The sequence below is a fragment of the Tenacibaculum xiamenense genome, from assembly GCF_964513065.1.
In the GTDB taxonomy this organism is placed as follows: domain Bacteria; phylum Bacteroidota; class Bacteroidia; order Flavobacteriales; family Flavobacteriaceae; genus Polaribacter; species Polaribacter xiamenense.
Genome location: NZ_CAZEQU010000033.1, coordinates 336,141 through 352,378 on the forward strand (window position 1 = coordinate 336,141; position 16,238 = coordinate 352,378).

A 16,238-nucleotide genomic window follows, 5' to 3' on the forward strand; every position below is an offset into this window, starting at 1 on the left:
AGGGTAGAAGAGTGGAGGCAAAATATGTATGGAGTAGTGTAAAATATAAATATTTCAAATTTTAGTAGGTTTATTAATTTAGTGTCCGTAAATTTGTCCGTGTCCGTAAAAACGTCCGCAATTAATATATGGCTACTATAAATTTCTACCTTGACAAATCTGATAAAAAAGGATTTTCTCCAATTCATTTAAGAATTAATTGTAATTCTGAACAAGTAAAATTATCAACAGGAGAAAAAGTAAAACAAGAAGACTTTGATAAAGAAACACAATCCGTAAAAGAGAATTCTGAAAGAGCAACAGAAATAAATTACTACTTAGCCTATTTAAGAGATAGAGCGGATGATTTATTAAATAATTCATACAAAAAAAGTTACACGAATAAAGAATTAAAATCAAAACTAACTGGTTTTGTAAAGGCATATAAGGAAAACCATAATGTAAATATTGTTCGAGAGCAAGTTTCTTTATACGGAAAACCTTTCACGTTTGTAGATTTATTTGCAGGCGCGGGAGGATTTAGTGAAGGTTTTTTACAGGCCGAGCATAATAATAAGTTTTTTGATTTTCTGCTTGCGAATGATATTAATGACAATTCTGAGCTTACTCACGTAGTTAGATATAATCATCAATTAGGTTTAGATGCCGATTTTTTATGCCAAGATATTACCGAACCTGATTTTTTAGATAATTTACTTTCTAAAATAAATGGAAAGAAAGTTGATGTTGTATGTGGAGGACCGCCTTGTCAAAGTTTTAGTTTAGCAGGAAAGAGAAAAAAGTTTGACAAAAAGGATGACTTATTTTCACACTATTTAGAGGTAATCAAAGTACTTCAACCTAAGTATTTTGTGATGGAAAATGTGAAAGGAATATTGACTAAAGAGAAAGGAAAAATAAAAGAACTAATTATAAAAGAAATTAATTCTATTGTTGATATTAATGAAATTCCTCGTCTATCATCCTTTGTAAGATCTTTAAAAAAGACAAATCTTGATAATAGTTTCTTAATTGATTGCCTAGTTAAAAGAATTGAAATAGAGCAATATACAGACTCTAAAGCCGAAGAAGTTAAAGAGCTATATATAAAGACAATTGATTCAAAGTTTAAGAAACTAACTCCGAATATTGCTGACTATAAAACTAGTAAAACTGATGAAAGAATAAGTACTATCAGACACGGGTTTAATCTTTTAGTTAGAAATAAAGAATGGGAAAAATTAAAAAGAGATATTATTAGAGAAAAAGACTTTTGCAACATCGATAATGATTACTTTATAGATTCTTTTACTCAATTTCTCACTGAGATAGATTCAAACGAAATTATAAATAAAATAGAAATTGCTTTTAGCAAACTAAATATTGCTAAAGACTATAAAAAAGCCTGTGATGATATAATAAGTGCTTTAAAAATTTATGTATTGAGCATTGACGATTGTCTTTCATTAATACGTGATTATTGCAATGAAAACCAAAATAACGAATTAGATGTAATAATTAGTGACATAAGACTGTATAAGATTGAAGCTCCATTTGTAGCAAATTCATCTAACTACGGGGTTCCTCAAAATAGGGAACGAGTATTATTTATTGGGTGTAGAAAAGACCAAAAATTTATATCAGAAATTCCAGCAACAGTAAAGGAAGAAGAAAAAGTTTCTGTATTTGAGGCTTTATATGATTTAGATTTTATCGGAAATAACCAAGAAGCACATCAATATCAACTGGTTGATATTTCCAAGCAGTATAATGGTACGGCTAATAAAATGAAAGAATTATTAAAAAAACGTTCTATTGATGGTAAACCAATAAAAACTAAAGGTAAAACTTTTGCAGAATGGAGTAGAAGTGGTAGACTAAATGGGAGATTTGAAAAATCAACCAAACCATTTTATGTAAGAAATGAAGAAGCTCTTAATAATGGAGAAAAAGTATATGATATTCTTCATAATCATAAAACTAGTAATCAAGGAAAAGATGTTATCAAAAGACTTGATATAATTTTAAAAGAAGGGGATTATAAAAAAGCTAAAGAAAAGTTGAATGAATGCGGTTTATCTTCAAATAAAAGGAATTATAATGTTCTCAAACCAGAAAGTCAAAGCCCAACGGTAATGACAATTCCTGATGATTATATACATTATAACTCGCCAAGAGCTTTAACTGTTAGGGAAATGGCTAGACTACAATCGTTTGATGATTCTTTTGTTTTTCAAGGAAAACGCTCTACAGGAGGCAATAATAGAAAATCTGAACTACCGCAATATACTTTAGTTGGAAATGCAGTACCTCCGCTAATGGCTAGAGCTGTTGCTATAGAAATACTCAAAAAAATTAGATGAGACTATTAACTAATCAAGAAGAAGAGAAATTAAAAATTTTAACTGAAAACTCTATTTCTTTAACTTTAATTGAACCAACTACTACTGGCTTGAAGAAATCTATTATGGATGCTACAGGTACAGTCAGAAATTATTTAAGGGAAAACGACTTTCATGATTATAATATTCAAAGTCAGGGACCAGAAAACAAAGTCATCATTGATGCATTTATTTACGAGTCTGATAGCGTTAATAAATCTAAAACTTCATTATATAGACCTAAAACAAAGAAAGGTGACCCGAGGATTTGGTTTAGTGGATTAACAAAATATTCTAATCCTAATGATATTATAGCGATAATTGGTTTTAAGGGCAGATTACATATTTTAAACCTAACTCAATTATCAATTCAAGAATTGATTAACTCCTCTATAGCTAATCCAATACAAGAACTTGTAAGTGAAATTAATACAGCTGAGAATGCAGTATCAAAGGAGCTATTGAACAAATTAACAAATCTAGCTAAAGGAGGACCTATCTTATCTATAGTAGATGCAGATACTTCTGTTGGTAGAACATTAGAAACAGCTTTAGGAATTGAAATAAACTCTTCAAAACTGCCAGATTATAAAGGGATAGAATTAAAATCTTTTAGAGCTAATAAGGGAAATAGAAAAAATTTATTTGCTCAAGTTCCTAATTGGAGGTTAAGTAACTTTAAGAGTTCAGCTGAAATACTAGATGCTTTTGGCTACTGGCGAGAAGAAGATTTTAAGCTATATTGTACTGTTTCCGCTAAAACTATTAATTCTCAAGGGTTGTCTTTAAAAGTTGATTCTAATATTAACCATTTGATAGAAACTTCTAGCAGAAATGAAATAGGGGACTTTGTAGTTTGGACTCTTGAAAAATTACATCAGAGATTATTAGAAAAACATAGAGAGACTTTTTGGGTTTCTGCAGATGTCATTAAAGAAGATGGAAAAGAGTATTTCCTGTATAAACAAGTTGAACATACTAAGAAACCAATGGTATCTCAATTTGATTTATTATTAGAGCAGGGAGTTATCACTTTAGACCATTTAATAAAAAGAAATTCAAAAGGAAAAGTAGTTGAAAAAGGACCATTGTTTAAAATTAAACCAAATAGTTTAGATTTATTGTTTCCTCCAAGTAGTATTTATAACTTATTAAGTTAATGAAGCATTAAATATTATGTTAAATAGACTTGCTTTTTTACCCAGAAAATGTGCGGTGTACATTTTCTTAACGCTCTGGAGTCTAAAATATGGTGAATGAACCGTAATTGTTTCCAAAGGTTTATATTATTTAATAAGTATTGATTGAGTATCAATTTTTAAAGTATCTAATAGCGCACTAATTATAGTACAAACGAACGAAATGTTTATTGTTTAGCAGAAAACCAGACCAATGTTAAATGACCCAAGCAATGAATAATCTTTATAAACGTGAATATTCTGGGCTATTTACACATAATATAGAATTATAGCTTACAAACCCTTTTGCACTATAATGTACTGCGTTATGTTACTTTGCTTTGGAAAAAAGCGTTAGCAATAGACAATTTTCTCCAATTTTTTTAACCCAAAAGTTATTTTAAAATGTAATGGAATACTTATTACCCGAAATGACGATAGGAGAGTGGGGGAATGTGTATGGAATGGGATGTTTATTTAAAAACTTTGTTATAACTTCTGGTTATCCATTGCAAAGAAAATATAATTATTGATTAATTTAAAGATTCTAAGTTACAAACATAAATTATGAGAGTCGAAGACATACTTTATTTTTCTCCAAACTATAAAACGCCATATTTAGATTTAGAAAATGGAGAAATTTTATTAAAAGCATTTGTTGAAAGAGTTGAAGAGTTTTATTTCAAGCCAGCGCAGAAATTAAATAATGAATTTGAAGCCTTTTCAAAAGGTGTATTAATTCTAACGGCTATTGATTTTATTGGAGATTATTTTATTAGAACAGGGAACTCTGATAGAATTAAGAAATTTTGTTCTGGTCTAAAAAGCATTAAAAAATTAAGTAAAAATGAAATTATCTCAATAACCAAAATAATTAATGATGACTATAGAAATGGTTTAATTCACGAAGGGAGAATTAAAAATATGGGGCAATTTTTTTATGGTGTAAATCAACTAATAGTAATTGGAGATAAAAATACAATGATAAATCCAAATATCTTATTAGATGAAACTAGGGAAAGATTCTATGAATATGTTCAAAAAATTCAAAATTCAAAAGAAGAAATGTTTCGTTTCAGGGAGAAATTTAAACAAAGATTTGAAAACGAGATTAATGCTTTACCAGAATAATAATTTATCATTTATTTATATCATTGATGAGATAATAAAATGTATTTTTGAATAATTATGGATTACAGATTAGAAGAACTTTCCGAAGACGACTTTGAAAAATTAGTCAATACAATATGTCAAGTGATTCTTGGTACAGGAGTAATTTCATTCGCAAAAGGTAAAGATGGTGGTCGAGATGGTAGGTTTACAGGAACAGCAAATAATTTCCCATCTTCTTCTGAAAATTGGAAAGGAAATTTTATAATTCAAGCTAAACATTCAAGTAGTCCTATCTCAAGTTGTTCAGAGTCTGATTTTAAAACAATTATTGATAAGGAGATTGCTAAAATAAAAAAGCTAAAGACATCTAACGAAATTGACAATTATTTACTTTTTACAAACAGGAAATATACAGGAATTGTTGGCTCCGCTCTCAGAAAAAAAATAATAGATGAAACTGGAGTGTGCAATGTCGAAATAATTGGTAAAGAAACATTAAATGATTCATACTTAAATATAAATAAAGATATTGTTAAGCAATTTAATCTAGACAAATTTATACTTCCATTTACTTTTTCAGAAGAAGAATTAAAAGATTTAATTTTAGCATTTAAAGATCAGCTACCTTCTATCGAAAATGATATAAATAAAGGAATCGAAAAAGTTAAATTTGATTATTCTAAACTTGATATAAGTGAAAAGAATAAAAAGAACAGATTAGGACAAATATATTTTGAAGACATAATAGTTAATGAATCTTTGGAGCATTTCAATAAAATAGACTCTTTTCTTCAAAATCCGAGAAATGAATCTATAAAAGAAAATTATTATGATTGTGTTGATGAATTAAAACAAATCATTACTGTTAAAAGAGATGATTTTGGTGCTTTTGAAGAGATTTTAGTTTTTATTAGAAAATTAACTACAGAAGGAAGCTTAAAATTAAAAGGTAAAAAACGATTTGTTAGTATATTTTTGCATTATATGTATTATACTTGTTCGATTGGAGTAAAATGATAAAACCCGATAAACATATGAATTTAGATATATCACTTATAAATGTAAGTGCATATATACTTTCTAGTTTCAAAAGACGGAACATAATTAGATATGATGAGCTTTTAGATGGAGTAAAAAATAACCTTGAAAAAGATTCTGAAGAAATACTCCCATATGCTTTAAACTTTTTATATCTATTGAATAAAATTAACTATGAAAAAAATAAAGATTCTTTTATCTTAAATGAAGTTAAATAAATTATACACGAATAAGGATACTTTTAAGAACATTAAATTTAATAGTGGTCTTAATGTAGTATACGCTGATGTAAAAACTAAAGTATCAGCAAATAAAAATGCTCATAATTTAGGAAAAACTTTACTTTCAGAATTAATTGATATATTGTTATTAAAAGGAATAACGCCTAAAAATCATTTTTTATTTACTACTAAGAACGAATTAGGAGAAAATGTGTTTTCTTCTTATATCTTTTATTTAGAAATCTTATTAAATAGCGGTAGGTTTTTAACAATTAAAAGAGAGGTTCTTAATCATTCTAAAATTTCCTTTAGCTTGAATAGTCAAGAGACCAGGGATTTCAGTCCTCCAAAGAAATGGGATGAAGAGTCAGTTTCAATAGAAAAAGCTAAAGTTATGTTAGCTGAATATTTAAATTTTGATTTTTTCAAAAATAAGAATTATGATTATAGAAAGTCTATTAATTATAGTATCAGAAGACAAGGAGATTATGCAGATATTTATAGATTAACTAAATTTAAAGGAAGGGATATATTTTGGAAACCATTTATGTTTGATTTTTTGGGTTTCGATGGTAATTTACTTCTTGAAAAATATGAAAATGATAAGACTAAAGAAGAAATTCAAAAATATATTAATAAGTTAAAAAATGAATTTTCTATTAATATAAATGATAGAGATGAAATAGTTGCACAATTACAAATAAAAGAAGCTAATTCTATTGAGATGTCAAAAGAAATTGACAAATTTAATTTTTATGAACAAGATAAAAATTTAATCAAAGAAGGAGTTGAAGATTTTGAACTTAAAATTAGTGAACTAAATACAGCCTCGTATAATTTAGAGTTTGATATAAATAAATTAAGAAATTCTATAAAAAATCAATTTAGTTTTGATTTACATAAAATTGATAAGGTCTTCAATGAAGTAAATTTATACTTTCCAGAACAATTGAAAAAAGACTATGAAGACCTTTTAAACTTTAACAAAGAAATTACAGAAGAAAGAAATAAACTACTTAGAAAAACATTAAAGAGAAAAAATGATAGTTTAAATAAAATAAGAGAAGAACTAAAGAGCTTAAATCTTCAGAAAGAAGAGTTATTGTCCGTTTTACAAAATACGGATACATTTAATAAGTTCAAAAGCTATCAAAAAGATTTAGTAAAAGTTGAAAGTCAATTAATACAATTGCGTGAAAAATTAAAGACTATAAATTTATTGATTGAAAAAGAGGAGCAAATTGACAACATAGAAAAAAAATTAGAACTACTTACAAAGTCAATTAGTTCTGAATTTCAGCATACTGACAAGAATGAAGTCTATAAAGAAATAAGGACTAAATTCTCACAATACTATAAAGTTATCTTAAATGAAGACGCTTATATCTCTTGGAATATAAATAATAATAATAACGTAGATTTTTTACCTCCTAAAGTTCTTTCAAGTGGAGAAAGAAGAATAGATACAGCGCAAGGAGATGGTTACACATATACAAAGTTATTTTGCGTTTGTTTTGACTTAGCCATTTTAACTTCTTATTCAACAAATTCATATTATAAATTTGTTTATCACGACGATGTTTTAGCAAATGAAGATAATGGGGTTAAGCATAGACTTTTAACCTTAGTTAGACGATTGATTTCTGAATATGATATTCAATATATTTTCTCTATAATAAAAGACGACTTACCATCTGATGACGAAGACTTACCTATAAGATTTGATGATTCTGAAATCGTTTTAAATTTGAGTGATAGAGATGCCAGAGAAACTCTATTTGGCTTTAAGTTCTAATACCTTATACTTGTAAACACCTCATAAACAACTGGGTAGTAGTGGCTAATTTTTAACCATTATAGCTTTTTAATATCCCACTTGGTCAAGCCAGTATATTTTTTAATTGTATCAAAATCAATACCATCTTCAACCATTATAGCTTTTTAATATCCCACTTGGTCAAGCCAGTATATTTTTTAATTGTATCAAAATCAATACCATCTTCAACCATTTTCTTAGCAATATCAATTTTAACGGAATATTCTTTCTCTGTTTTTATACGCCATTCCTCCAAATCTTTCTTTTCCTTATCCACAATTTCAAACGCACCAGAGTTTTGCAATTTTGTTATAACACCATTGTCTGCCAAACTAGTGTATTTTTCTTCTGAAATTATTAAATGGTCAACAACTTCTATGTTAATTAGTTTACCAACTTTTAAAAGTTTGTCTGTAAACGTTTTATCCGCTTCTGAAGGTTCAATATTTCCGCTAGGATGGTTATGTACAAGTATCATTTTAATTGCCAACTTATAAATTCCCATTCTAAAAACATCGGGAGGATTTGCATTTACTCGATTAACAGCTCCTAAACCGATAAGCTCTATGAATAAAATCTTGTTAGCATTATCCAAACCAACTACCCAAAAATGCTCCTGATTGCGTCTAATTTTATTTTCTCGTAGCAATACTTGTTGCATTATTTTGTAAACATCAGTGGAGTTGAGTATTTGTATTTTTTGTTCTTTGGATAGTCTTACATTCATAACGTAAATATACAAACATCGAGATTATAATTGCATTTGTAAATTATGAATATTATTGATGAGTTTAAAACTCTTGTTTTACAATGACTTAATGATATGAAGTGTTTTAATTTTTAAATATTATGTTAAATAGGAGTTAGTATTAAAAAAACGACCTCAGAAAACTTTGGGCAAAACAATAGGTGAAATGAGCGTACATATTTTAGAGGGTTAGCAATACATATTCTTAATATTGAGTATTTTATATTTAACTTCAAAGTTATTTTAACGAGTTCAATGCTTTCTAAAATATAGCGAATGAACCGTTATTGTTTCCAAAGGTTTATGAAGCCTTGAATTTTTGTTTCTTTTGTTTCAAGACAAAAGATAGCGCAAGAATGAAAAAAAGTTAATTTTTAGTTACCATGTTAGCAAGGGTATAGAAATTTTAAAGAATGGATTTAAGCAAAGGAAAATTTTATACTCTTGCGGAAACCTTAACGAGAACATCCTAAAAAAAATTGTAACGGATATTTTCTTAAATACACGAATCTCAGATAAGAACTTAATGTAAGCTTTTAGCGGCTGTAAGCGTTGGAAAATTGTGTATAAAATAAATTGTGATAACAATTTGATTTTATAAAACAATCAGAGCGATTCTGGCAAGAGGCAATTTAACATAGCGACCAATTATAGTACAAACAAACAAAATGTTTATTGTTTAGCAGAAAACCAAACCAATGTTAAATGACCCAAGTACGGGATAATCTTTAGAAACGTAAATATTTTGGGCTATTTACACATAATATAGAATTATAGCTTACGAATAAACTTAACGTGTCGTAAAATGGCTGTAACATAATTGTTGACGATATAAAACACTAGCGTGTTAGTTATATCTACAATTATGTTAAATACACAGTATTCGCCATTTTACTAAAACAATACATTTGTACTATAATTAATGTTATGTTAAATAGAATATTTTGTAATACAAGTTCTCCTCTGTATTGAATTTATAATTCATTTAAAAAAGGTAAATTGAATCATCAGCAATTATCCCCTTATATCTTGCCAACAATCCAATCTACCCAGCAATAAAAACCAATATGTGTTTTATTTCTTTATTACTTTAAATGATTGATTTATGTTTCCTGCTTTGTCTTTAAAATTTATAATATAAACTCCTGGTGAAAACTTTTGAAATCCTTGCATGGTTTCGGCTTTCAAAGTTTTATATTCCTGAGTGAAAATCACTTTTCCCGAAATATTTGTAATTGTTACAGTTATATCACGAACATCCTCAATGCTTTCTACATTAACTTTATTCTCCACATACGTTGGATATACACTAATTCTATTCTTCGAGAAAATCGGTTCGTTTGTAGTGTCTTCTTGTGAATTCGAAATAGCATTCAAGTTTAAATCGGTACCGTTGATATCATTTGCTAACTCAATTTGTTCTGCTGTTATCTGATATTCATCAATTAAAGTATGGATAATCTCATCTGAAGTTAGATTCGTTATATCAATATTAAACAAGTCTTTGATACTTTCTACAGCTTGGGTATTTGACTGTAAAGCCGCGAGGTTCTCACTAACGACCGAATTATCCAATAATTCTATCGGTAATCCATTGATACTATTTTCATCCTTTTTTTCGCGTAAATCTCTTGGTTTTTCAGGATTTGAAACAATAGCTCTCCTGTCCTCTACTCTCGATGCTGCTCTTTCACATTCCTCCCAAAATCGCACATATTCTTCAGCTCCATTAAATAAAGCAGCAATGGCTCCTTCCGAATCAGACTGAATTCTCATATCTTCAATTAAATCAGGTAATAAACCTATATGTGCCATACCGTCATAATTATAATCGTACGTCTGATTTCCAGAGGTTTGTTTCTCAAAAACCACTTTTCCGTCTCTTGACGTGAAAGGATACTCCATGGTTCCTCCAAATGAAGTTGAATTTTCACAATGATTAAACGTATTGTTCAGTCTTGGTCCTGGCCCTGTAAGTGTTCCAAAGAAGTCGGTAGACATACTTGCCGATCTTAGTCCCTTATGTTGTTCAGAAACATCTCCTGTGTCATTAAAAACCGTAATTAAATTCGTTGATGTATAAGCACAATCCCTTCCATCTTGACTCCTATCAATTTGTGGAGAAGCAATTCCTCCTCTTGTATAAATATAGCCCGCATCACCTTCATGATGTGAACCTTCTTCAATCGAAAAATGCGTAAATAATGGCGGATAGTCATATTCATCGGTAATGGCGATAACATCGCGAACAGCTTGTGGACTCATATGTGACATATCAATCATCATTCCTCGTTTTAAGAGTTCTTCTACCAAAATTTCACCCGTTTGCGTCAATCCTCTAGCATTTTCATAACCATGAAACAATTCTCCATTGGCATCCTTGGGAATATCTGAAAAACCATTAAACAAATTGTATCCGAAAATTGCTAATAATCCCTTTAAAACAATGGATACGTTACCATTTCTTATCGAAGGAATATATTCAGTGCTAAAGGGTAAATTCTCATCAGATACTTGGTATTCTATAGGTCTATTTATATCCAACATCGCCAATAATTCAACAGATTCTGCAAATAAACTACTCCCTGAAAATTGATTATCATAATGATGTGTTGGAAAAACCACACGAACTCCTTGAGCATATAATCTGTCAAGTTCTGAAGCAATATAAGACCTCGTACAAGGCGTACTATTTTCTGTACAATTCAAAAAATCAGGATGTTCCATACCTATTATTACTGCTAAATTTCCTTCACTAATAATCTTTCTTGCTTGAGCGGGAGAATAAGCTATTTTCAGCCATCCTTTTCCTGGGCCTCCCTCCTGCGCGTCTACATAGTCAATTAAGCTCAATAATTTACTCATGGCTATTTCATGCTCTTCCATTCCAGTAATTACAGGAGTAATTTGCATTCCTGGGCTAAAAAATGGTAGCAAGTTCTTTACTAAACCATGATTTGCTATTCGAACAATCGATTTTGACGACTGCGATAACATGGTTATTAATCGTAGACCTCCTAGCCTAGCCCTATTTAGCCATTGATAATATACTTTTTGATGTCCGATATCTTTTACTGAAGGATACGCTTCTAATCCAGGATATGAATAAGGATTATGAGATTCAGCAAAACCAAACAAATTAAAATTTGGGTTTAATATGTTGTGGATTCCCGTATCCACAGTAGTATCATGAACAATCGCTACTAAACTTGTTAAATCAAGACCTCGACTTCCGTGACTTTCATAACAATTGAACGCATCATACACGCCATAAGGTGAATGTGTTCCTCCTGTGAATAATAAATTCCCCATGGCTCTATCTGATAAAAAATGATCATGAAGATTTGCCATTCCATAGAGTGTTCCATCTGCATTTTTTCCGGCTAAATCTCTTGTTATGGTGGCATTTAACGATATTTCAGGAAAAGATTCACAGTTTTCAGCGGCCGACATGCGAAATTTAGATGCGGAGCTTACATTGGTTGTAGAAATCCAATTACTCACCCAAGGAAGCCATGTCCACCAACTTATATTCTTTTGAATGTACTTCCCAGTACTCTTATTCCTAAAAACATAGGTATCTCCATATTGAACTATGGTCCAAACCAAATAATCATGTCCATGGTATGTGGTGCTAATGTTTTTCAATAGTACGCTCCCATTGTCATCAACAAGCACAGAACCATTTTTATACAACATAAACTCTCCTAAGGCAGAAGGTTTTAAAAAGTAAGTATTGGTTGAAATAATGTTTCCTTTAGCATTTAATAAACTTATGTTTTGACAGGTATTAGCCAAACCATAAATTGGGTCATTCACTTCTGCAGATAACACAGAGGTGTACAAAATCAGAACCAAAAGTGTAAACAATTGTTTCATAGTAAGTTGATTTAATTTAATGTTGTCGATTAGTGATTTTTCACTAATAAAAGATGTAAACCTACTTTTTAAAAAAAGTATAAAGCTTATTTAATATCCACGCTGGTCCAATAAGTAAAAACTGGATGTCTTTAAACAAGGAAGGCTTTTTACCTTCATGTTTATGACCAATAAATTGAAATATCCAGGCAATCACGAAAATAATCAATGATAAAATCCAGAAAGGAATGTTTATATACGAAGCCATTAAATGGTTTAGGTACAACGCCACCATTGAAAAGGCATACATTCCAACAAGTATTGGCAATGATAATGTACTGTAAAAGATCAGTGATAAGAATATTAATAGAGTTCCAAAATGCATATAAGGAACAATGGACGAAGGGAATATACTTGAAAGATCGCCTACAGGAATCGAAGAAAACAGCCCTATAGTACTTATAAATATAAGTGGTACACAAATATAATGAATCGTTTTATTAAAAGGTGTTTGATGACTAACTTCGTATTCATCGAACCATTGTTCTACTGATTTCATTTTTTTTATTTTAGTTATTTAATACTCGTTTTATACGCGTTTATCTCTTCATATTCTTTTTTTCCAAGTGGGGTTAAATAAGGGTAAATCAAATTCCAGATGATTTCTGTTGAAATAGTAGTGGTTTTATTGTTCAGATGATTTTGAAGCAGTTCATCTTGGGAAGACCAGTAAATATTAATGAACCAAATTACATGGACCAAATTATTGTAGTTTGTGTATTTATTCTCAGGAATTACACGTTTAGATTCAATAAGTGCATCGATTAGCTTCCTTCCATTTTCAAATCTGCTCAAACTTAACTGTTTAAACAGCTCCCCTATCTTAGGATATTTTCTGGTAATGAATACATTATCAATAAAAATGAAATTATAATCGATCTGTAGCTTCCTGAAATTTGAAAGAATCTGTTTTAATTCCATTAATGAAGCTGGTTGCTCACCAAAACCTAAGTAATCTTTGGATTCAGCCACCATACGCTCAAAGATAGCTGTAAGTAAATCTAATTTCGTTTTATAATGATAGGTTAGATTTCCTGCACTAATATTAAGAGCCTTGGCGATTTTATTAGGAGAAACATTCGCAATGCCTTCTGAATTGAATAATTCAATTGCTTTCAGTAATATTTTGGTTTTAAGTTTCATTTTAAAATACACAAATTAGTATAATAGTACTAATTATTAGGATAAATATACTAATTTTAAAATAAAAACCAAATTATCAAGTAATTACAACATATCTACAAAGAAAAATCACCCTAAAATACAATGATTCTAAGGTGATTTTTTAAGTTATATTCTAAAGTAATCTATTCTTGCTATTAGATACTCACTTCAGTATTAGATTCTAATTCTATTGGTTCAGTTGAAGGTTTAAATAATCTTGCTGTTAACTCCCCTTTCAAAACAATAGACTCACCAGAAACTTCTAACCAACTTCCTTCACGTAAACCTAAAACAGCAGTTTCATTAAATACATGGTACTCTTTTATTCTAGTTTCACGGGTTTCTCCCATATGCGTTGAACTCGGATCAGGATCTAAATAATGTGCATTGATATTAAAAGCAATCATTCCCAAAGTATCGAAACTTGGTGGATATACAATTGGCATATCATTAGTATTCATCATGGTTACTCCACAGATATTACTTCCGGCACTCGTTCCTAAATAAGGAGTTCCACTCTGTAAAACTTCTTTTAATACCTCTACAATATCATGCTTGTATAACTGATTTACCAATTCAAACGTGTTCCCACCTCCTGTAAAAATTCCTTGTGCTTGTTTAACTGCATCTTTTGCAGAATCGAACTCGTGAATTCCTTTCACCGCAATACCTATTTTTTCGAAAGCCTCTTTTGCTTTTTCTGTATAACCATCGTAGCTAATACCTCCTGGCCTCGCAAATGGGATGAACAATATTTCACTAATTCCCTTAAAATGTTGTTCTAGTGTTGGTAATATATATTCTAAATATCCACTTCCATGAACCGTAGAAGTACTTGCGACAATTAGTTTTTTCATTTGTTTAGTTTTTTATGATACTAATTTTTAAGGAAAAAGTCGTTTAAACTTCAAACACTTACCCCTCGTTTAAATAGGAATCAAAACTAGGTATTCTGTAAAAACTCACCAATAAATTCAATTAAAATTTGAAAAATATACTCCATAGTATGCTGATTTAACAAAAGTTTACAAAGCCCTTAAAACATATTTAAGAAAGATTGGTCATTACTTTGTGAAGTAAGTAAACTATTCGAAATCATCTGACTATGCATAAAAAAGTACTTTTTCTATTTTTCCTTTCCTCCCATCTTATTTATTCTCAAAGACAAAACAAGATCATTAAAGGAGTGGTAACGGATGAAAAAGGACCTGTTATAAATGCTCACATTATAAACCTAACAACAAAACAAGGTACGTTTAGTAATGATGAAGGTTCTTTTTCTATTAGGGCTTCTTTGGGTGATGAGCTTCAGATTTCCTCTGTTCAGCATAAAACTAAAATAATTACAATTGCTAAAGTGATTATAAAAGAACTAAAAATAACCGTTCAACTCGAAACAAAAACCAATATGTTAGATGAAGTTATTGTAAAAAAACATCAATTATCTGGTGATTTAGAATCCGATACCAAACAAACTCCAACAAACTATAAAGAAGAACGAGTTGAAAAGTTAGTAACTGGTATTAAAGGTATGATGTCCGAAATATCTAGAATGCCAGTAACCATTGATGAAATTGATCGATCTAAACCTCCTGTAGTTGGTTTACCCAATCAATTTCAAGGAGCCGGTTTCGCACCATCAATTGGAGGCAGAAAACTAGAAAAAGAAAGAAAACGAAAAAAACGATTGCAACAAAAACAAGACTTTCCAGATGAGTTATTACAAGAATTAGGAATACATTTCTTTGTGAATGAATTAAACATTCCAAAAGATAAATACTACCATTTTATTTCTTTCTGTGAGTTGAAAAATGTTGAACAACTATTTCGCTCAAAGCAAATCTTTAAATTGATTGAGGTTTTAAAAGAAGAAAGTTTGATTTACTTAAAGGAAATTGAGGATTAAAACACCCTAGGTTTTTCAACTTTAACAAACATTAACCAAGGCTTAACTAAATTTAATAAATATGGATGGTATATTTGATAAAACTCAAAAATCTATGCTAAAAACACTACCATTTTTCGTTCTTTTTATACTTGGTGCTAACACCATTATTGCTCAAAAAACACTACAAACTCCTTTGAACTATAAGGCTAATACCTTCAATAATGATTTAAAAGGACAGATAGATAAATTTCATAGGAACATTTTATATTTTCCTAAATCACAAGACGAGTTGCATTTAATAAAACCAAGTGCACTTGTTCCTAATGTAAGGTTAGATTGCAACGGTTTACCTATAACTCCAGAACCAATTTTTGATATCACCAATGGAAATGACGAAGGTTTAGTTCTTTGGAGAACCTCAGGGAATAATAAAAAAGTTAAAAGTTCTGACGCTCAAAGTTCAGCTTTTGCTGATAGCTTATTAAAAAAATTCGGAAATCATTTCTTCTTTCAAGAATTGAATATTCCAAAGGATAAGTTTTATCACTTTATTACCTTCTGTTCGCACAGTAATGTTGCTGAATTATATGACGCCAACAGAACACTTGAATTATTGGAACTTTTAAAAAAGGAAAGCGAATTATATCACAAGTCAATAAAATAAATTATTAACCTTTACTATTTGATTTTAATTTGATTACGAAATTTCGAACGATGAAAGCTTCCATTACATTATCTTTTCGTTCGAAGTTTCTTTAATTATGCCATATAGGCACTATAAAAATGTTTTGCGT

The 16,238-nt window shown here is 29.7% G+C and carries 14 protein-coding genes; 9 read left to right on the plus strand and 5 right to left on the minus strand.

Features of this window, described 5'->3' with window-relative positions; translation table 11 throughout:
- The first annotated feature begins 128 nt into the window (after nt 1-128).
- From ACKTTV_RS12515 to ACKTTV_RS12545, 7 genes are all read left to right on the plus strand, one after another.
- Complete coding sequence (locus ACKTTV_RS12515; RefSeq protein WP_408031179.1) at nt 129-2,342, plus strand: DNA cytosine methyltransferase; 2,214 nt, start codon at nt 129-131, stop codon at nt 2,340-2,342.
- A complete protein-coding gene (locus ACKTTV_RS12520; protein WP_408031180.1) occupies nt 2,339-3,520 on the plus strand; it encodes an MvaI/BcnI restriction endonuclease family protein in 1,182 nt (393 codons plus the stop codon). The genes ACKTTV_RS12515 and ACKTTV_RS12520 overlap by 4 nt, the downstream gene beginning before the upstream one ends.
- A gap of 428 nt (nt 3,521-3,948) precedes the next feature.
- Nucleotides 3,949-4,071, plus strand: coding sequence for a hypothetical protein (locus ACKTTV_RS12525; RefSeq protein WP_408031181.1), 123 nt, complete (start codon nt 3,949-3,951; stop codon nt 4,069-4,071).
- Nucleotides 4,072-4,105: 34 nt separating this feature from the next.
- Complete coding sequence (locus ACKTTV_RS12530; RefSeq protein WP_408031182.1) at nt 4,106-4,669, plus strand: hypothetical protein; 564 nt, start codon at nt 4,106-4,108, stop codon at nt 4,667-4,669.
- Nucleotides 4,670-4,726: 57 nt separating this feature from the next.
- Entirely contained in the window at nt 4,727-5,668 is a 942-nt protein-coding gene (locus ACKTTV_RS12535) for an ABC-three component system protein (RefSeq protein ID WP_408031183.1), read from the plus strand.
- 17 nt (nt 5,669-5,685) lie between these two features.
- The gene (locus ACKTTV_RS12540; protein ID WP_408031184.1) at nt 5,686-5,907 is read left to right on the plus strand and encodes an ABC-three component system middle component 6; all 222 of its coding nucleotides are present in this window, start codon (nt 5,686-5,688) and stop codon (nt 5,905-5,907) included.
- Nucleotides 5,894-7,705: a DUF2326 domain-containing protein gene (locus ACKTTV_RS12545; RefSeq protein WP_408031185.1), complete on the plus strand. Its 1,812-nt coding sequence runs from the start codon at nt 5,894-5,896 to the stop codon at nt 7,703-7,705. The genes ACKTTV_RS12540 and ACKTTV_RS12545 overlap by 14 nt, the downstream gene beginning before the upstream one ends.
- Nucleotides 7,706-7,841: 136 nt before the next feature.
- On the opposite strand, the gene ACKTTV_RS12550 is transcribed toward ACKTTV_RS12545, so the two are convergent.
- The 5 genes from ACKTTV_RS12550 to pepE form a co-directional block, all read right to left on the minus strand.
- A complete protein-coding gene (locus ACKTTV_RS12550; RefSeq protein ID WP_408031186.1) occupies nt 7,842-8,453 on the minus strand; it encodes a JAB domain-containing protein in 612 nt (203 codons plus the stop codon).
- A 1,095-nt stretch (nt 8,454-9,548) separates the two neighbouring features.
- Complete coding sequence (locus ACKTTV_RS12555) at nt 9,549-12,353, minus strand: membrane dipeptidase (RefSeq protein WP_408031187.1); 2,805 nt, start codon at nt 12,351-12,353, stop codon at nt 9,549-9,551.
- Between the two features lie 61 nt (nt 12,354-12,414).
- The gene (locus ACKTTV_RS12560; protein WP_408031188.1) at nt 12,415-12,891 is read right to left on the minus strand and encodes an Mpo1 family 2-hydroxy fatty acid dioxygenase; all 477 of its coding nucleotides are present in this window, start codon (nt 12,889-12,891) and stop codon (nt 12,415-12,417) included.
- A gap of 14 nt (nt 12,892-12,905) precedes the next feature.
- Entirely contained in the window at nt 12,906-13,535 is a 630-nt protein-coding gene (locus ACKTTV_RS12565) for a TetR/AcrR family transcriptional regulator (RefSeq protein WP_408031189.1), read from the minus strand.
- A gap of 176 nt (nt 13,536-13,711) precedes the next feature.
- Entirely contained in the window at nt 13,712-14,413 is a 702-nt protein-coding gene (pepE, locus tag ACKTTV_RS12570; RefSeq protein ID WP_408031190.1) for a dipeptidase PepE, read from the minus strand.
- 248 nt (nt 14,414-14,661) lie between these two features.
- Between pepE and ACKTTV_RS12575 the strand changes: the two genes are divergently transcribed.
- Nucleotides 14,662-15,462 carry a carboxypeptidase-like regulatory domain-containing protein gene (locus ACKTTV_RS12575; RefSeq protein WP_408031191.1) on the plus strand — a complete coding sequence of 267 codons (801 nt, stop codon included), beginning with the start codon at nt 14,662-14,664 and terminating at the stop codon, nt 15,460-15,462.
- A 61-nt stretch (nt 15,463-15,523) separates the two neighbouring features.
- The gene (locus ACKTTV_RS12580) at nt 15,524-16,108 is read left to right on the plus strand and encodes a hypothetical protein (protein WP_408031192.1); all 585 of its coding nucleotides are present in this window, start codon (nt 15,524-15,526) and stop codon (nt 16,106-16,108) included.
- Nucleotides 16,109-16,238: the final 130 nt, after the last annotated feature.